The 17,629-nt window shown below is 49.8% G+C and carries 16 protein-coding genes; 9 read left to right on the top strand and 7 right to left on the bottom strand.

Annotation, left to right across the window (positions count from 1 at the left end):
- Positions 1 to 117: 117 nt before the first annotated feature.
- A complete protein-coding gene (locus BD749_RS09285; protein ID WP_101444092.1) occupies positions 118 to 2,670 on the bottom strand; it encodes a M1 family metallopeptidase in 2,553 nt (850 codons plus the stop codon).
- 88 nt (positions 2,671 to 2,758) lie between these two features.
- Here BD749_RS09285 and BD749_RS09290 point away from each other — a divergent pair, with 88 nt between their 5' ends.
- The 3 genes from BD749_RS09290 to frr all read left to right on the top strand — a co-directional run bounded on the left by BD749_RS09290 (position 2,759) and on the right by frr (position 4,749).
- On the top strand, positions 2,759 to 3,256 hold the full coding sequence (locus BD749_RS09290; RefSeq protein ID WP_101444093.1) for a biotin/lipoyl-containing protein: 498 nt from the start codon (positions 2,759 to 2,761) through the stop codon (positions 3,254 to 3,256).
- 82 nt (positions 3,257 to 3,338) lie between these two features.
- Complete coding sequence (gene pyrH, locus BD749_RS09295) at positions 3,339 to 4,124, top strand: UMP kinase (protein WP_101444094.1); 786 nt, start codon at positions 3,339 to 3,341, stop codon at positions 4,122 to 4,124.
- Between the two features lie 61 nt (positions 4,125 to 4,185).
- Entirely contained in the window at positions 4,186 to 4,749 is a 564-nt protein-coding gene (gene frr / locus BD749_RS09300; RefSeq protein WP_101444095.1) for a ribosome recycling factor, read from the top strand.
- 76 nt (positions 4,750 to 4,825) lie between these two features.
- Here frr and nadD read toward each other — a convergent pair whose 3' ends face one another.
- The 4 genes from nadD to BD749_RS09320 are packed head-to-tail and all read right to left on the bottom strand — an operon-like array spanning position 4,826 to position 6,886.
- Positions 4,826 to 5,398, bottom strand: a complete 573-nt coding sequence (gene nadD / locus BD749_RS09305; protein WP_101444096.1) for a nicotinate (nicotinamide) nucleotide adenylyltransferase — start codon at positions 5,396 to 5,398, stop codon at positions 4,826 to 4,828.
- Entirely contained in the window at positions 5,395 to 5,979 is a 585-nt protein-coding gene (gene gmk / locus BD749_RS09310; protein WP_101444097.1) for a guanylate kinase, read from the bottom strand. Before gmk ends, nadD begins: the two co-directional genes overlap by 4 nt.
- Positions 5,980 to 5,985: 6 nt before the next feature.
- Positions 5,986 to 6,267 (bottom strand): anti-sigma factor family protein, encoded by a 282-nt coding sequence (locus BD749_RS09315; RefSeq protein ID WP_101444098.1) that lies wholly within the window; start codon positions 6,265 to 6,267, stop codon positions 5,986 to 5,988.
- Between the two features lie 25 nt (positions 6,268 to 6,292).
- Positions 6,293 to 6,886, bottom strand: a complete 594-nt coding sequence (locus BD749_RS09320) for a sigma-70 family RNA polymerase sigma factor (protein ID WP_007653448.1) — start codon at positions 6,884 to 6,886, stop codon at positions 6,293 to 6,295.
- 267 nt (positions 6,887 to 7,153) lie between these two features.
- Between BD749_RS09320 and BD749_RS09325 the strand changes: the two genes are divergently transcribed.
- The 3 genes from BD749_RS09325 to BD749_RS09335 all read left to right on the top strand — a co-directional run bounded on the left by BD749_RS09325 (position 7,154) and on the right by BD749_RS09335 (position 12,667).
- Positions 7,154 to 8,695, top strand: coding sequence for a glycosyltransferase family 2 protein (locus BD749_RS09325; protein ID WP_101444099.1), 1,542 nt, complete (start codon positions 7,154 to 7,156; stop codon positions 8,693 to 8,695).
- Between the two features lie 228 nt (positions 8,696 to 8,923).
- On the top strand, positions 8,924 to 11,896 hold the full coding sequence (locus BD749_RS09330; RefSeq protein WP_101444100.1) for a two-component regulator propeller domain-containing protein: 2,973 nt from the start codon (positions 8,924 to 8,926) through the stop codon (positions 11,894 to 11,896).
- A 30-nt stretch (positions 11,897 to 11,926) separates the two neighbouring features.
- Positions 11,927 to 12,667 carry a LytR/AlgR family response regulator transcription factor gene (locus BD749_RS09335; RefSeq protein ID WP_101444101.1) on the top strand — a complete coding sequence of 247 codons (741 nt, stop codon included), beginning with the start codon at positions 11,927 to 11,929 and terminating at the stop codon, positions 12,665 to 12,667.
- Positions 12,668 to 13,021: 354 nt separating this feature from the next.
- Here the strand turns inward: BD749_RS09335 and ahcY are convergent, their stop codons facing one another.
- Positions 13,022 to 14,329 (bottom strand): adenosylhomocysteinase, encoded by a 1,308-nt coding sequence (gene ahcY / locus BD749_RS09340; protein WP_101444102.1) that lies wholly within the window; start codon positions 14,327 to 14,329, stop codon positions 13,022 to 13,024.
- Positions 14,330 to 14,490: 161 nt separating this feature from the next.
- A complete protein-coding gene (locus tag BD749_RS09345) occupies positions 14,491 to 15,177 on the bottom strand; it encodes a DUF4397 domain-containing protein (protein ID WP_101444103.1) in 687 nt (228 codons plus the stop codon).
- A 134-nt stretch (positions 15,178 to 15,311) separates the two neighbouring features.
- On the opposite strand from BD749_RS09345, the gene BD749_RS09350 reads away from it, so the two are divergent.
- From BD749_RS09350 to BD749_RS19375, 3 genes are all read left to right on the top strand, one after another.
- On the top strand, positions 15,312 to 16,508 hold the full coding sequence (locus tag BD749_RS09350) for a THUMP-like domain-containing protein (protein WP_101444718.1): 1,197 nt from the start codon (positions 15,312 to 15,314) through the stop codon (positions 16,506 to 16,508).
- Between the two features lie 293 nt (positions 16,509 to 16,801).
- Entirely contained in the window at positions 16,802 to 17,254 is a 453-nt protein-coding gene (locus BD749_RS09355; protein WP_143741246.1) for a hypothetical protein, read from the top strand.
- A gap of 121 nt (positions 17,255 to 17,375) precedes the next feature.
- On the top strand, positions 17,376 to 17,546 hold the full coding sequence (locus BD749_RS19375; RefSeq protein ID WP_180336362.1) for a hypothetical protein: 171 nt from the start codon (positions 17,376 to 17,378) through the stop codon (positions 17,544 to 17,546).
- Positions 17,547 to 17,629: the final 83 nt, after the last annotated feature.

Here is a 17,629-nt window from a genome sequence, read left to right on the forward strand (position 1 = left end):
AGGACTTCAAATTTGCTTTTCAGCTCGCTGTTCGTTCTAAGGAGATGCAAAATTAAGCGCTTTTTCTTTCCAGTCAAATATTCTCTAAAAAATTATTCACTTTTTTTTCCTGATGCTTTACAAGGAAACCTGATTATAGAGTTCCAGCAGCCTTTTATCCTGCTCATTTGCTCGTATCTCCTTCAGCAGTTCTATGATCTCGGGCCGCTCTGAATGCACCATAAGTGTCTGAAAAGCAGCCATGCGCACATAGTATATCTGGTGGTGCTGGGCCAGTTCAGAGAGCATGGCAATAGCCTCTGGTTTATAAGCCTCCGGATTTACAGCCATAAAGGCCCCGTAGCTTTGCAGCAGGTAGTACAAGCCAGTTCCTTTGGCGTTTTTCATCTGTTTCATGAACCAATCATACTTACCCGGTCCTCCTTTCACGGCATAATACGACGCTAATGCCAGCACAATCTCTTCGTTTGACTCCTTCTCAAATGTGGCCAGTCTTTGATTGATATCTGGAGCTCCCGTCATGGCATAGCTGAGAATGCCCGCTGCGGCTACTTTGTATGAGCTATCCTGCATAGCAGTTTTGTAAAGGGCTGTATACGCATCATCCCCCCATTCTGACAGTAACAAAATGGCCCCTGCCCTTACATCACCTTTCTTATCACTCATAGCCATTTTCTTGACAATCGGCTCTAGCGACTCGGCCTGCTTAGCTGGCAGGCGCCCTGCCATGTCTAAGGCCAGATTCCGAACACCCCAGAACTCATCTTTCAAGGCGCCTTGCAGCAACACCAACATTCGCTGCTGATCCAACTCCTCTCCTAGTGCCTCCAGCGCTTCTAATTTTGAGGCTAATGTTTTTGCGTTGTTAAATTGAAACTCCAGCTCTTCTGTCGTTTTTGCGTGCTCTACTGTGCCTAGCAGTTGCTGTTCGCTGTCAAACAGCACCAACTGGGGTTCAGCAGTGGCTGGCAATTTAAAAACCTGATTGGCTTTCGTGATGTCGATACGATGCTCCGTTTTCTGACCATTTTCCCAAACAGCCACGTTCAGCGGCAATCTGTATACCGGCTGATACAGCGTGTCCTGTTGCTGCCATACCTGTAGCTTCAGCAAACTGTTTTGGTAAGTATGGCTTACTTTGAGTTCCGGATGACCGGCACGCATAAACCACTGATCAAAGAACCACATCAGGTCTTCCCCGGTAGTGTCTTCAAAGGCCATGCGCAGTTCAGCTATTTCTACATCAGAGAACTTATTTTTTGTGAGGTAACGATTGAGCGATGCAAAGAAAGCCTCATCACCAACATACTTGCGGAGCATGTGAAGCACCCGGCCACCTTTGGCATATGAGTGGCTGTCAAACATGTCTTCGCGGTCGGCATAGCGATAGCGAATCAGCGGTTCCCGTTTCGTTTCAGCCTCGTCGAGGTACTGGCTCAGTTCATCCAGATGGTGCATGGCTGCTTCGTCAGCGCCATACTTGTGCTCTGTCCACATGTACTCGGAGTAGTTGGCAAATGCTTCGTTGAGCGGCAGATTAGCCCACGATTCGGTAGTGACATAATTACCGAACCATTGGTGGAAGAGTTCATGGGCGATAATGCCGTCCCAGTGTTTGTCCAGCAACTCGCGCTCATTCAACTGCAGATCTTCCATGAAAGTTGAGGCCGAGGTATTTTCCATGGCTCCTGACACAAAATCGCGAACCACCACCTGGGAGTACTTAGACCAAGGATAGTCAACACCCAGTTTTTTGGAAAAGAACTCCAGCATTTCTGGTGTGTTGCCAAATATCTTCTTGGCAGTTTTTTCATAAGCTGGCTCTACATAGTAGTTCACCTCCAGGTTCCGCCACTTATCTTTTACCACAGCGTACTTCCCGATGGCCATCATGGTCAGGTATGGCGCATGTGGCTGCTCCATTTTCCAGTAGTCGGTTTTAGTGCCGTTTGCGTTTTTGCGCGAGTACACAAAGGTACCGTTCGAGAGTGTCGTATACTTGGGGTCCACGGTAATGTAGAGCTCCTGTGTCATGCGCTCGTTCGGAGAGTCGATAGTCGGAAACCAGGCAGAACTCGCTTCGGTCTCCCCCTGTGTCCAGATCTGGCGCGGCTTATTTGGCTCCTCTCCTTTCGGGTTGATAAAGTATAGGCCCTTGTCCTGTGTGATGGCGTCGCTGCCGCCAACTGCCAGCTCGTTAGGTTTCGCCGTATAGTCTATTTCGATGGTATACTTGTCGTTTCGGGTATAGGGCTTCCCCAGGTCGATGGTCAGCTTCATGCCGTCGTAGGTATACTGAAGCACTTTGGCGTCTAAGCCGTTCATCAGGTTCACACTGTGAATGTCAAAGCCTTTGGCATCGAGCACGAGTTGGTGCTGAGGATAGAAATAAGGCTGAAGCGTCAGCTCGGCGAGGCCATGCAGGTACTGTTTCTCCCAATCAAAGCTCACCCGTAACTTCGTATGCAGCAGATCGTGCAACCTGGTTTTGGAAGGATTAAAGGCATGGTTTTTAGGCGCCCACACAGGTGGCTCAGTCACTGCAGGCGCAGGCGTGGCTGTAACTGGCTCAACTACAGGAGTTGCTTTCGTTTGTTTGTTCACACTGCAACCGCCTGTAAAAGCCATAGTGGCAGCCAGGCCAACCAGGCTCAAAAACCTATGATTCATGATGGAATGTTTTAATTTTGAGCTCAATTTCTAAAAATACTCTGATAAATCAATTATCTTTAAGCCTCTAAAACCTGATTTCATAAAGATGCTCCAGATAAAAACAGCTAACGACAAGACATGGCAGGTTGATACTCAAAAAGACGCTATTCTCCTTAATGGATCACCTTTCAACTGGGACATTTCCCCCCTTGGCCCCAACAGGTACCACATCATAAAAGACGATAAGTCGTATACCGCAGAACTGGTAGAGGCTGATTATCAGGCCAAAACATTCACATTCAAGATTAATGGTGCGAAGCATACCGTAAGTGTAAAAGACCGCTTCGATCTGCTGCTCGACAAGCTAGGCATGAGCAATGCCAATGCCCAGAAAGTAAACGATGTGAAGGCGCCGATGCCAGGTTTGATCCTCGAGATAAAAGTGCAGCCCGGACAGGAAGTAAAGAAAGGCGACCCGATCATGATACTTGAAGCGATGAAGATGGAGAATATCCTCAAATCGCCTGGTGACGGTGTTGTGAGGGAAATTAAGGTAGCCGTGAAGCAGAACGTGGAGAAGAACCAGATCTTGATTCTATTTTAATTTTTGTGTTGCCAACTGGGCAGCACGTACTGCCCGGCCGCAGCATGAGCACCATAAACGTTAACATTACAATAAAACGACCGTGAAGTATAAAAGAATATTGCTGAAGTTAAGCGGCGAAGCGCTGATGGGAGAACAGCAGTACGGCATTGACTCAGACAGGCTGATGCAGTACTCGCAGGAGATTAAGGAGGTAGCCGCACTTGGCGTAGAGGTAGCAGTTGTAATCGGTGGAGGAAACATCTTCAGAGGTGTTCAGGCTGAGCAAGTAGGCCTTGACCGCGTACAGGGCGACTACATGGGCATGCTGGCCACTGTTATCAACAGCATGGCGCTTCAGAGTGCGCTCGAAAAACTGGGTGTCTATACCCGTTTGCTGTCCGGTTTAAACATACAGCAGGTATGTGAGCCGTACATCCGTCGTCGCGCCGTACGCCACCTCGAAAAAGGACGTGTCGTAATCTTTGGAGCAGGCACTGGCAACCCATACTTCACAACAGACTCAGCGGCCAGCCTTCGCGCCATCGAGATCGAAGCGGATGTTGTGCTGAAGGGAACCCGTGTAGACGGCATCTACTCAGCTGATCCGGAGAAAGACCCGAACGCCATTTTCTATTCCAACATTTCTTTTAAGGATGTTTTTGAAAAAGGGTTGAACGTAATGGACATGACTGCGTTTACGCTCTGTAAGGAAAACGGCCTGCCGATCATTGTGTTTGACATGAACACAGCTGGTAACCTGAAGCGCCTGGTGCAAGGTGAGAAAATAGGCACTCTTGTAACCATGGAAGACCTGGCAGACACCATACAGGATGCTGTAAATGAGGTAGAGGCTTCGGAAGGTGGAAGAACATCCGACAAAAATTAATATTTTTGCAGCATAACTTAAGTATACTTAAACGGAAGAACCTTATTAAGATAAAATTGATATGACGGAAGAAATTCAGTTTTACCTCAGCGAAGCCGAGGAGTCGATGCAGAAAGCGTTGCAGCACACAAACTCTGAACTGCTAAAAATCAGAGCAGGTAAAGCCTCTCCTGCCATGGTAGAGGACCTGCGTGTAGACTACTACGGTACTCCTACGCCCATCTCTCAGGTAGCAAACATCACCATCCCGGACGCTCGCACGCTCATGATCAAGCCATGGGAAAAAAATATGATTGGCGAAGTTGGAAAAGCAATCAAGAACAGCGACCTGAACCTGAACCCACTGGTGGAAGCCGATGGTGTTCGCCTGAACATCCCCGCTCTGACTGAGGAGCGCCGCCGCGAACTGGTAAAGCAGGTAAAGAACGAAACTGAGTCTGGCAAAATCGCTATCCGCAACATCCGAAAAGATGTAAACGACTCGCTGCGTAAGCTGCAGAAAGAAGGCACTTCTGAAGATGCCGTGCGCGATGCTGAAGCAAAGGTGCAGAAACTGACGGATGCCTACATCGTGAAGATCGATGAGCTGCTGACTAAGAAGGAAGCTGAGATCATGACGATTTAAGTGAGCAACCATACTATTACAAAAGAAGCCCGCTGAGTCATCAGCGGGCTTCTTTATTTTTATACTGCAGTTATACCTACAGGTATAGCTTATGCACTTTTATATACGCAGCCACCTCGTCGGGTACCATGTACTTGATAGACTTCTCCTCTTTTATGCACTGCCGGATGAACGTAGCCGAGATATCCAGCACAGGTGCTTTTACAAAGGTCACATTCGGCATGGCCGGAAGCTCAGTTGTGGTAGAGCCGGAGCGAGGGTATACGTATACCCGATGATACTCCAGGATACGCTCGTAATTTTTCCACTTCGGAAAGAGCGGCAGATTGTCTTCCCCCATGATCAGCACAAACTCATAGCTGGGGTACTTCTCCTGCAGGTAGGTAAGTGTGTCAATGGTATAGCTCGGCTTGGGCATGTTAAACTCGATGTTCGATACTCCCAGGCTCGGATTGTCGGCCACAGCCAACGACACCATGTGCAAACGGTCGAACTCGTGCAGCAGCGTATTGCTTGGTTTAAAAGGATTCTGCGGCGAAACGACCAGCCAGACTGTATCCAGATCCGTGTTGTTAGCCATGAAATTGGCCAGGATCAAGTGCCCGATGTGGATGGGGTTAAAGGAGCCGAACAGCAACCCTACCTTCATACGATAGCCGGTTCAGCGTTCAGAAACTCGTTCACCAGCTTTTCTGCCTTAGCGCAGGCTTCTTCGAGGTTATCGTTCACGATTACCTTGTCAAACTGGTCCTCGAACTTGATCTCGAACTCAGCTTTGAACACGCGGCTCGAGATGCTGGAGGCAGAGTCTGTGTTGCGGGCTTGCAGGCGCTTGGCCAGTTCTTCAATGGAAGGCGGTTTTACAAATACCGCCAGCGCTCTCTCTTTGTAAAAATGCTTTATGCTTAGTCCTCCTTTAACATCTACGTCCAGTATCACGTGCTTGCCACTTTTCCAGATGCGCTCTATTTCCGATTTTAAAGTGCCGTAGAAGGCACCTTCGTATACCTCCTCCCACTCAACAAACTCGTCTCTTGCAATCTTCTGCTTGAATTCTTCTGGTGTTATGAAGTAGTAGTCTTTTCCGTTTTCCTCGGTGCGGCCGCGCTTGTCGCGTGTGCAGGCCGAAATAGAGAAGGCAAGTGACGGGTTTACCTGTAAGAGGTGCTTTACAATAGTGGTTTTGCCGGCACCGGAGGGAGCCGAAAAAATGATAATCTTTCCTTGCATCAGAGGTTATACAGTTTCTTGAATTCTGGCTTTAATGGACAAAGCTAAGCTTTCCGGCACAATTACGCGCTTAAGATGACCACTTACAAGCCCTTTGAGGAGTTTTTGCTTTTGATGGCTTTCGAAGCAAGGTACGCACTCTTCGATGTGGGTATTAAAATAGGCCTGTTCTTCAGTGGAGGCTTCCCCATCAATCATCAGGTCCAACAAATGAGCAATCTTGTCACACTCCGATTCATGCCCGTCTTCGGAAAGTTTCTGGTGCGTTTCTGTAAATCTTGATTCCATCTTAACTCAAACTCTTTAGGTTATTCTAACTGTTATATCCCATGCTCTTCGCATATTTCTCCAACTTCTCTTTCAAAGAGTTACGGGCCCGATGCAGCCTGGAGCGCACGGTACCGATCGGTATATCCAGAATTTTAGCCATTTCCTCGTAGGTGAAGCCCTCGAGGTCGCAAAGTATGATCACGGTTCTGAAGTCGACCGGCAACGCGTTCAGGGCACTGGCCACCTCGTCGCCAATCAGGTCCTGTACGCTCTCGGTGCGCATGTCGGTGGTGGAAGCTACGCCCCCCTCACCCTCAACGTCGTCCGAATTGTAATATCCTTCGACCTCGCTATAGTCTACCTTAGCAGGCTGTTTGCTCTTTTTCCGGAACTCATTGATGAAAGAGTTCTTCAGGATTCGGAACAGCCAGGCTTTTGCATTAGTTCCTTGCTCAAAGTAATCGAAAAAGCGATAAGCCTTCAGGTATGTCTCCTGCACCAGGTCATTGGCATCATCTTCATCGAGGGTGAGCCTGTAGGCAAAATTGTACAGAGGATCCAGGACAGGCAGCAACTCCGCCTCGAAACGGGCGTCTTTTTCCTCTTTACTCAACTGTTTACCTGTTTGCTCGCTCATTTGACTTGATTTTGTAATTTATAAAGTCGTAATCGCGTAATTATACGCAAATATAGAAATTTTAATTACATACCTCCCTTGCCGCTTTTGGGTTGCATCGTTCTGTAGAGGCATGTACGGATCGGCCCGCTTTTAGGCGCCCTCATCCATTTCTTTACTAGCAACATACGGATTTTCAGAACTTTCAGCAGTTCCTGCGCTTTTTTTAATTGAATTAAGTGTTAAAACTTAATTTTGCATTTCCAACCACTCAGGTTGCTTTGAAGCATGAGCCAAGCCATATCCGTTACCATTCTGACTAAAAACAGCCAGCAGTACCTCGCTGACTGCTTGCAGGCATTGCACCGCTTTGCCGAGATAATTGTACTGGACAATGGCTCTGCAGACGAAACACTGGCCATTGCCGCCCGCTTTCCGAATGTACGTATCGTGGAGCACCCCTTCATCGGATTTGGACCGATGAAGAACCTGGCCGCGCAGCATGCCACCCACGCTTGGGTGCTATCTGTCGATAGTGATGAAGTGCTTTCGCCGCAATTGGCTGACGAGCTTCTTGCACTGAACCTGGGCGACACACGCCAGGTATACAGTTTTCTGCGCCACAACTTTTATGGCAAAAAACACATCAAGGCCTGTGGTTGGGACAACGATTATGTGTTGCGCCTGTACCATAAAGGCACTACCCGCTTCGCCGACCTGCCCGTGCACGAGCATATCCTGACAGAAGGTATGCAGGTACAACGCCTGCAAGGCACCATGGATCACTTCTCTTTCAACAGCATTTCGCAATTGATCGGGAAGATGGACCAGTACACAACCCTTTTTGCCCGGGAGAAACGATTCCGGAAAAATTCCTCCCCTGCCAAAAGTTGTTTTAAATGGGCTTTCTCGCTCTTCAGGAACTATGTGATGCAGCGCGGTTTTTTGTATGGGTACGAAGGGATGGCCATTTCTTTCTCAAACGCCAACGGCACTTTTTACAAATACATGAAACTGCACGAAGAAAACCAACGCCTCGGCATCAGCCTGGTTATTACCACCTACAACTGGAAAGAGGCCTTGGGCACCGTGTTGCAAAGTGCTTTTAACCAAAGCGAGCTACCGCGCGAGATCATTGTTGCCGATGATGGATCAAGAGACGACACGCGTGCGCTTGTGGAGCGCCTGGCGAAGGAGTCTCCGGTGCCGTTGCTGCACAGTTGGCAGGAGGACCTTGGCTTCAGGGCGGCCGAAAGCCGGAACAAGGCGATCGCAATGGCAACGGGTGAGTATGTTGTGATAATTGACGGCGATATGGTGCTGCACCCTGACTTTTTGAAAGGTCATCGTCGGGCTGCCCGCAAGGGTTATTTCACGCAGGGGAAGCGGGTGCTCCTGAGCCCTTCGTTAAGCCAGGACCTGATTCAACGGGGACCAAAGGTTATCTCTCCTATTTCGTCAGGTATAAAGAACAGGCTCAACGCGACAAACGCTCCTTTTCTGTCGAGCCTATTCAGTAAAGAAAAGACGGGCATCGCTTCCATCAAGAGCTGCAACATGGGCTTTTGGATGGAGGATATCATTCGGGTGAACGGTTTTAATGAGGACTTCGTGGGTTGGGGCCGCGAAGACAGTGAGTTTGCCATCCGATTGCTTAACAGTGGCACCAAACGGCAAAACCTTGCCTTCGGAGGTATAGCCTATCACCTGCATCACCAGGAGAACTCCCGCCAAAGCCTGGCTGCCAATGACATCCTGCTAGAGCGAGCCATCTCCGAAAAAAGCACCTTCTGCCCCAACGGCATTGACAAACACCTCACAACAGCGTAGCATTCCTTCTGTTTCCCCTATCCCTATACCTGCTGCATGTACAATAATGCAGCAGGTATAGGCCTTCCTTTTTATGCGACTACTTTCTATACCTGGAACAATGGCATAACATCGGGTAAAGGTATAAGCAACAAAAGTGCAGCTTTACAGTAATATAAACATTATGTTATTTTTTATTACAAAATATATTAACTTTATATATTACTCGCACTAACGCACTAACCCCAGATGCGCCTTACTGGTCTTATACTTCTGTTGGTAATTTCGCTCCACCTTCAGGCGCAGCAGTTCAATTTTCGTAACTGGTCGCTTGAGCAGGGCTTGCCGCAGTCGCAGGTAAATGATGTGATACAGGACCATAAAGGGCAGCTCTGGGTTGCAACTTACGGGGGGCTAAGCCGCTTTGATGGGTCCACTTTCCATACCTACACAAAACGGGACGGCATGAGCAGTAACAGCATCAGCTGCCTCCTGCTCGATAGTAGGCACCGCCTTTGGATCGGCACTACCGACAAGGGGCTCATGCTGCATACCAGTGATGGCTTTTACGGATACGACCTGCAGGCGGGGCTGCCACCCGGTGGGGTATACAGTATAGCAGAAGACAGCCAGGGCACTATTTGGGTAGCTACGGGCAGTGGCATCTACTCTTTGACCAAGAATAAGTTTGTAAGGCACCCGATCTTACCTCCTACCCACTTCAACGACATTCTCTTCACGGCCACTAACGAGCTTTGGGCAGCTAGCGACTCCCAGGGCGTTTACAGGGTGAATGCAAAAGGCCTCATTCACTATACTACTGCCAATAGCGCCCTGCCGCATGATGCCGTCAATGTGTTGAACCAGTCACCTGACGGTACCATCTGGATAGGCACGGCAAATGGGGCGGCGACTTTTAAGCTGAACAATCTGGAAGAATTTGATCTGCCGGCAGGTATACAGAACCCCAACATCCGCGACTTTACTACTGATAACTATGGACATCAGTGGCTGAGTGTGCACCTCAATGGCATTCTCAAATTCGATGGGAAGGAATTCCAGCACCTCACCCGCTACAGTGGCTTGCGCACCGACAAAGTCAACTGCATCACAACAGACCGCGAAGGGAATATCTGGATCGGAACGACCGGCCATGGCCTGATGCAGTATCGTAATCCCTGGTTTGTCCATTACTTCGATATGGGGCAGGTGAAGGAGCCCGTGGTAACGGCACTGGCACAGGATACCAAGGGCAGGGTATGGCTCGGCACCGATGACGGTTACGCAGCTTTTATGGAAAGCGGCATCCTGAACTGGCTGGAGACCGATATCTGGCCGAAAGGAACAACCCTGCACAGTATGTGGGTAGCGAACGAAAAAGATGTATGGGTGTGCACCAGCAACGGACTTTACCGGTTAGGCCCGGCTAATATATCCCACTACGGTACCGCCCAAGGCTTGCCCGCAGCGGAGGTATACCAAGCCTTGCCGATGGGGAACGGCGACCTTTTGCTCGCAACTGCAGCCGGCTTAGCTGTTTTGCCCCCGAACCGGCTCCAAATCAACCCCTTACAAAAACCACAGCTCACCGGCAAGGTATACGCCCTGCACCGCGACAGCAATGGCAGAATATGGGTGGGTGCAGAGAAAGGTGTGTTCAACTACGAAGCGGGCAGTGTGCAGTCATCAGCCGGGCTGGGCGATACAGGGTTTGGGGAGATACGCACGATAGCCGAAGACGCATCAGGCACGCTGTATTTTGGCGGTTTCAATTATGGCATTATGGCCTGGCACGACAAATGGAAAGCGCCCAAGGTGTTCAACTCCCGCAACGGGCTCCCCAATGAAGGTATAAAGAGCCTGTTCGTTGACAACACAAATCACCTGTGGGTGGGCACCAGCCGTGGGGTGCTGAAGGTGCAGCTTGACCAGTTGCATGACTTGGGGCGCCTCACCATCCGGTCCTACGCAAACCAGGAGGGTTTCAGGGGGCTCGAAGTCAGCAACAAGGGAATTACGCAAACACCGGACGGCACGGTATGGTTTGCCACAGCCAAGGGCCTGACCATGTACCTGCCCGAAATGGACCGGCGCAACCAGGTATACCCGCATACCATGCTCACCAGCATCATGCTCTTCCAGAAGCCCACCGACTGGGAGAGCATGGGCTACAAGGTCGACTCCACATCCGGATTACCCCTTGACCTGCGGCTACCGCACAACCGTAACCACCTCACGTTCGACTTTCAGGGTATATCGCTCACAGCCCCCGACCGGGTACGCTACCGCTATCGCCTCAAAGGGCACGACGATCAGTGGTCAGCGGTTTCGGATTACTCCTTTGCCACCTATGCCAGCCTCGACCCGGGCACCTATACCTTTCAGTTGCTGGCCGCCAACAGCGACGGTTACTGGACCCCAAGCCCGCTCTCCTATACCTTTACCATCGTGCCCCCGGTATGGCGCCGGGAGTGGTTCATTGTGCTGCTGGTGCTGTTGGGCACGGCTGCCACCATCAGTGTAGTCAGGTTGCGTGAAAGGAGCCTAGTGAAACTAAATACAATGCTAGAGCAAAAGGTGCAGCACCGCACCCAACTTCTGGAAGAGAAAAACCGCGAGAAGGAGATTCTGCTGAAAGAGATTCACCATCGCGTGAAGAATAACCTGCAGATCATCATGAGTATGCTCAACCTGCAGACCCGGCGCGTGCAGGATCCCAAAGCACTGGAGGTGATGCAGTCGGTGCGGGGGCGGGTCAGGTCGATGGCTGTTTTGCATGAGCGCCTTTACCAGCACGAGGACCTGGCTTCCATTGACCTGAGCGCCTATATAGCTGACATCTGCGAAGGTCTTGCCGCCACCTACGGCACAAAGGAGCGTCACATTAAGATAAAACTCGACATACCGCCAATCATGGTAGAGGCTGACACAGCTCTTTCGCTTGGTTTGATTGTGAATGAGCTTGTGTCCAATTCTGTTAAGTATGCCTTTCCAAATCAGTATGGCCAAATCGCCATTTACCTCATGCCCCTGCATAACGATACCTATACCTTGGTGGTGCATGACGACGGTATTGGGTTGCCATCCGACTTTGAGGAGCGGCGAAAGAAATCATTTGGCCTGCAACTGGTCCTGTCACTTGCCAGAAAACTGGGGGGTAGCATCGAGTTTCAAAACAATAATGGTACAAAATCAATATTACATTTTGTTTTGGCATCGTAACTGATTACTTTTACGTATGGGATTAATACTATGACAAAACCAAAAATTCTTATTTCGGAAGACGAAATTATAATCGCAGAAGACCTGGCTGCCTGTCTGGATGAGCTAGGTTACCAGACGTGTGCCATCGACTCCGGTGAGAACACGCTTGACATGATCCGGACCATGCAGCCAGACCTGGTTTTGCTTGATGTAAACCTGAAAGGAGACATTGACGGCATTGAGATCGGCTCCAAAATTCGGGAGGAGTTCGACATCCCCTTCATATACCTGACAGCCTATGCCGACAAGGCCACCCTGGACAGGGCAAAGAAAACAGAGCCCGACGGTTTTCTGGCCAAACCCTTCGACGAAAAAAACCTCCGCTCTGCCATAGAGCTTGCCCTTTACAAACACGATTCCGGCCAAAAGTCAGGTGAAAACGGCGCAGGCAAGGCGCCAAAGGAAGCTGAGTCGCAACCCGACTACATTTTTGTAAAGGTAAAGCACCGCATCATCAAGGTGCAGTACAGCGATATTTTGTGGGTGGAGGCCTACGATAACTATTCATTCATCGTCACTGCGGATCAGAAATACCTGGTCAGCTCTACCCTGAAGGACATGGAGCATAAGCTGCCCTCCAATAACTTTGTGCGGGTGCACCGCTCTTACATTGCCAACCTGGACAAGGTAGAGGCGCTGGAGGAGAATGCAGTGGTGTTCTCCAGGGGCGATGTTCCGATTGGCAAGTCATATAAAAAGGCTTTGATGTCCCGCTTCAACATCATTTGAACGAACTAGTAAGCACCCCATACGTCAACATCATGCAAATGCCCTGATCCTGAAATATACACAGCGTCAGGGCATTTCGTTTATACCTAAAGCACTACCGCTGTTCTCTCTATTTGCTTCTTTACCGAAGAGAAGCAGGTATACCAGAGGATTAGGTATAGGAATATTTTTGCTCTGAACCCAAGCCTAAAGCACATAAGCAACTACAAACTAATGGGCTCATTCAAAGAGTAGAGCCTTGGCCAACTCGGGTGCGAACTACCCGTCTTCTTTAGCGACATGAGGTATAAGCCACAGTAACAAAAAAGGCCGGAGCTTATGCCCCGGCCTTTCTGTATCAATAGTTTCCTACAATTAGTATCTGTAGTATTCTGGCTTGTATGGCCCTTCAACTTCCACACCAATGTAAGCAGCCTGGTCCGGACGAAGCTCATCCAGTTCCACACCGATCTTGCTCAGGTGCAAACGGGCTACTTTCTCATCGAGGTGTTTCGGCAAGGTATACACTTTGTTTTCGTACGCCTCTGCGTTTGTCCAAAGCTCCAGCTGCGCCAGTGTTTGGTTCGAGAAAGAGTTAGACATTACAAAAGATGGGTGACCAGTAGCACAACCCAGGTTCACCAGGCGGCCTTCAGCCAGCACGATAATGTCTTTTCCTTCGATGTTGTAGAGGTCAACCTGTGGCTTAATGGTATCTTTCGTGTTGCCGTAAGCGCCGTTTAGCCAAGCCATGTCGATTTCGTTGTCGAAGTGGCCGATGTTACAAACAATCGCCTTGTCTTTCATGCTACGGAAGTGCTCCTCTGTAATGATGTCTTTGTTACCAGTGGCGGTTACCACAATATCAGCTTCTTTCACGGCATCGGCCATTTTCTTCACCGCAAAGCCGTCCATAGCAGCCTGCAGCGCGCAGATCGGGTCGATTTCGGTTACAATAACACGGGCACCGGCACCACGAAGCGAAGCGGCAGAACCTTTTCCTACGTCGCCGTAACCAGCTACAACCGCTACCTTACCGGCCATCATCACGTCTGTAGCGCGACGGATCGCATCTACCAACGACTCTTTACAGCCATACTTGTTATCGAACTTCGATTTGGTCACAGAGTCGTTCACGTTGATAGCAGGCATAGTCAGGGTGCCATTTTTCACGCGCTCATAGAGGCGGTGCACACCAGTAGTCGTCTCTTCAGAAAGACCTTTGATGCCTGGGGCCAGCTCAGGGTACTTATCCAGCACCATGTTGGTCAGGTCACCACCGTCGTCCAGGATCATGTTTAGCGGCTTGCTTTCATCACCGAAAAACAGCGTCTGCTCGATGCACCAGTCAAACTCCTCGGCCGTCATACCTTTCCAGGCATAAACCGAAATACCCGCAGCAGCAATGGCCGCAGCGGCATGGTCTTGCGTGGAGAAAATGTTACACGAAGACCAGGTTACTTCAGCACCCAGTTCCACCAGCGTCTCAATCAGCACAGCAGTCTGGATGGTCATGTGAAGGCAACCGGCTATGCGGGCACCCGCCAGTGGCTTGCTTGGGCCATACTCCTCGCGGATAGCCATCAGGCCAGGCATTTCAGCCTCAGCCAGCCTTATTTCTTTGCGGCCCCACTCGGCCAGCGAAATGTCTTTTACTTTGTACTTGAGCGTTGTATCAATCATATTCTACTTTTTTCTTAAGGAAGCACAAAATTACAAAATATATCCCTCATCTTCAACCCAGGAGCACTATTCAACTGAAAATCAAATGGTTTAGTTTCCTACTAAATGCAGAAGCCCGTGCCAATGGCACAGGCCTCTTATAGGTATAGTCTTCTTCTGGGTTATCGGTTGGTAATGATCTCGGCTCCAAGGGCATTGTTGTTACCACTAGGTGGTGACACAAAACCTCTGGCAAATATGGTGTAGATGCGGCCATTGGCCAATTGCACGTTCGGAACCGTTAACACCACAGTTTGTGTGCCGGCCAGGCGCACCTCCAGGTTATAAGAGGCAGCGTCTACAGGCGTAAACTCTGTAGCGCTTTTGAAAGCACGGTTACCAAAAAGCACAGGACCACCTGTTACAGCCACATCCACAGCAGGGGCATCAGGCGACAGGTGCACGAAACGCACGTGGGCCTTACCGGAGGCAGGGGCATCCAGATCATCCTCCAATACCAGCGGCTCGATGGCGCTCAGGGTGTTGATTGCAAACACAGTATAGCTGTCGTTTCTATCGAGGTCGAGGTTGGCGTTGATAACAGTTGTGCTGGTGCCAGCGGCGTTCACTTTTATATTGCGGCGGCCGGATGGCACCTCAAGGTAACCGGTGTTGTTCGGGAAAGTAAGGGCAGCTGAGTTTACCTTTGCATCGTCTACCAGCAGGTCAACACCCGGCGCGTCAGGCGAAGCGTGCACCACCATCACATTGGAGTTCTCGATCACAGTGTCATCGTCGTCGTCATCGCAGCTTGTAAGCACCAGCGCCGGCAATACGGCCAGCATCATGATTTTCATCCATTTCTTCATAGTAGTCTGATAAATTATTTTTTAAAAATTTCTTTTAGCTGAGAATACAACCAGCAGGTATAAGGATTGTTTGCGGAAGGATAATTTTTAACAGAAAATGAGGCTGAATTAAATGCTTACCTTTGCAGCGCACCATGAAACACTATACTCCGGAAGAGAAGGAATTCATACAACAGCACCAGCACCGCAACCCCGCCGAGCTCATGCTGCAGGCAGGCCGCTACCCGCAGTTGCCGGTTGCCGAGCTGGTAAAGCAGATACAGGCTCGGCACAAGGCCGCAGACAAACTGCCTACCTGGGCGGCAAATCCGGACGTGGTGTTTCCAACGGCAGTATCGGTAGAGCAAACCTCCTCGGAGGCGACGGCGGCCTACAAAGCCTCGCTTGTAAAGGGAAAGTTGCTCATAGACCTGACGGGCGGTTTTGGGGTGGACAGCTTCTTTTTCGCAAAGCGGTTTGAGCAAGTGGTGCATGTGGAGCAGAACAGCGAGCTTTCCGAAATAGCTGGCTACAACTTTAAACTGCTAGGCGCCTACAACATTAAGACGGTGAACTCCACTGCCGAGGATTTCCTGCAAGCCTTTACGGGCCGCGCCGATGTGCTATACCTGGACCCGGCTCGGCGGGGCGACAGGCTGGAGAAGGTACACCTGCTGCAGGACTGTGAGCCAGACATATTGCAGCTGCTGCCGGTACTGTTCGAGAAGGCTGATGCTGTATTGCTCAAGACCTCTCCTATGCTCGATATAGAACTGGCAGTTGAGCAGTTGCGCTCCGTTAGCCAGGTATGGGTAATGGCACTGCACAACGAGTGCAAGGAGGTGCTATACCTGTTGCAGCCCCGCGTGGGTAACAACCCGGAGCGCCATGCAGTCAACCTGTTACCAGACGGCACTGTGCATCTACTCAGCTTCCAAAAGGAGCAGGAAGAAAGCGCTTCCGTCAGTTACTCTGACCCAAAGGCATACCTCTACGAGCCTAATTCCGCCATCCTTAAATCTGGTGCCTACCGTAGCGTGGCCAGTCAGTTTGGCCTTTACAAGCTTCACCCCAACAGCCACCTGTATACCGCTGACCAGCTTATACCTGATTTTCCGGGACGAGCCTTTTTCTGCGAAGGCATAGGGCGCTATCAAAAGAAAGAGCTCCTTTCAAGGCTGCCACAGCGCAAAGCCAACATCACAGTGCGTAACTTTCCGGAGTCCGTGGCCGATATTCGCAAAAAGACAGGTATAAAAGAAGGCGGAGCGGATTACCTCTTCTTTACGACCGACATGCACCAGAAGCCGATCGTGGTCTATTGCCGAAAAGTGGTAGCAGCTTCAAATTAATTTTTTTAAATTTATTTTGCAGACTTTCAGTATTGCCTCTCCTTCTAAAGTCCAACTCACCAAGTAGCTAGAGCCTCCTTTTAAGCTGTTCAAATCGTTCAGTCACAAACACATACATCCATTGTTATACTTGCGTAGCGCTATATACCCATACTCGGTTTAGTCTGTTTTATTGCTATACCCGCCATGGCCAACAGAGCTCTAAACAACTAACTGTTAATAGTTTAAGCCGTAAAACAGAGAGTCCCGTTTGGAACGGGTACAACATGTTTAATTTAAATTACCAGAAAGCTATGAAACGTAATAATGAAGAGAATCAGGGTATGAACCGTAATCGTAACAACGAAGACAACCTGAATCAGAACCAGAATAGAAATCAGAATCAGCCAAGAAACGAATCGGGCGAGTTTACAAGCTCCTCCGGTTCTCAGAATAACCCATCAGGCCAAAGCAACCGAGGCTCTCAGGCCAGAAGCAGCAACCAGGGCCAGGGCTGGCACGGCGACTCACAAGGCCATGCTGAGGCCGGCAGACAGAGCCATAAAAACGACAGCTCATCTTCTGGTAGCAGAAGCTCGTCTCAGAGTGGCCAGACCCAAGCCAGAGGCGGTAATCAGACACAGGCCAGAAGTAGCAGTGGCAACCAAGGAAAAGGCTGGCACGGCGACTCCGAGGGGCACGCAGAGGCAGGACGCCAGAGTAACAAAAACAACAATAACTCAGGCTCCAGCAGCAGCAATTCTTAATATAGTTTAGCTGAATATTATATAGAAAAGCCCGTGGCAACTGCTGCGGGCTTCTCTATTGGTGCTAACCGGAGCTGCCGGGCTGCGTAAACTGTGTACCACAACATTTGATTTTAAAGCTATGAAGAACGAGAAAGAAAATAAGAACATGCCAAAGAACCAACAGGCCAGCACAAGCAAGTCTGGCTCTAAAAAGGATATCGGCAACGACCTGCACAAAGATGCGGTAGGCAAAATGGGCTCCAACAACCCAACGCCTCAAGCCCGCACGGACAACGAGCAGCAGAAATAAGGATAACCGGACTATAATAAGATCAAAATTTATAAATTAGGCCAGCCGCAGCAACGATGTACTGTGGCTGGCCTTTTGTTTAG

Origin of the sequence: Pontibacter ramchanderi, from assembly GCF_002846395.1 — a bacterium.
GTDB lineage: Bacteria > Bacteroidota > Bacteroidia > Cytophagales > Hymenobacteraceae > Pontibacter > Pontibacter ramchanderi.

Coding starts and splice junctions, on each gene's coding strand:
- BD749_RS09285 (WP_101444092.1), bottom strand. CDS start 2,670: ATGAATCATAGGTTTTTGAGCCTGGTTGGCCTGGCTGCCACTATGGCT.
- BD749_RS09290 (WP_101444093.1), top strand. CDS start 2,759: ATGCTCCAGATAAAAACAGCTAACGACAAGACATGGCAGGTTGATACT.
- frr (WP_101444095.1), top strand. CDS start 4,186: ATGACGGAAGAAATTCAGTTTTACCTCAGCGAAGCCGAGGAGTCGATG.
- nadD (WP_101444096.1), bottom strand. CDS start 5,398: ATGAAGGTAGGGTTGCTGTTCGGCTCCTTTAACCCCATCCACATCGGG.
- gmk (WP_101444097.1), bottom strand. CDS start 5,979: ATGCAAGGAAAGATTATCATTTTTTCGGCTCCCTCCGGTGCCGGCAAA.
- BD749_RS09315 (WP_101444098.1), bottom strand. CDS start 6,267: ATGGAATCAAGATTTACAGAAACGCACCAGAAACTTTCCGAAGACGGG.
- BD749_RS09320 (WP_007653448.1), bottom strand. CDS start 6,886: ATGAGCGAGCAAACAGGTAAACAGTTGAGTAAAGAGGAAAAAGACGCC.
- BD749_RS09325 (WP_101444099.1), top strand. CDS start 7,154: ATGAGCCAAGCCATATCCGTTACCATTCTGACTAAAAACAGCCAGCAG.
- BD749_RS09330 (WP_101444100.1), top strand. CDS start 8,924: ATGCGCCTTACTGGTCTTATACTTCTGTTGGTAATTTCGCTCCACCTT.
- BD749_RS09335 (WP_101444101.1), top strand. CDS start 11,927: ATGACAAAACCAAAAATTCTTATTTCGGAAGACGAAATTATAATCGCA.
- ahcY (WP_101444102.1), bottom strand. CDS start 14,329: ATGATTGATACAACGCTCAAGTACAAAGTAAAAGACATTTCGCTGGCC.
- BD749_RS09345 (WP_101444103.1), bottom strand. CDS start 15,177: ATGAAGAAATGGATGAAAATCATGATGCTGGCCGTATTGCCGGCGCTG.
- BD749_RS09350 (WP_101444718.1), top strand. CDS start 15,312: ATGAAACACTATACTCCGGAAGAGAAGGAATTCATACAACAGCACCAG.
- BD749_RS09355 (WP_143741246.1), top strand. CDS start 16,802: ATGAAACGTAATAATGAAGAGAATCAGGGTATGAACCGTAATCGTAAC.
- BD749_RS19375 (WP_180336362.1), top strand. CDS start 17,376: ATGAAGAACGAGAAAGAAAATAAGAACATGCCAAAGAACCAACAGGCC.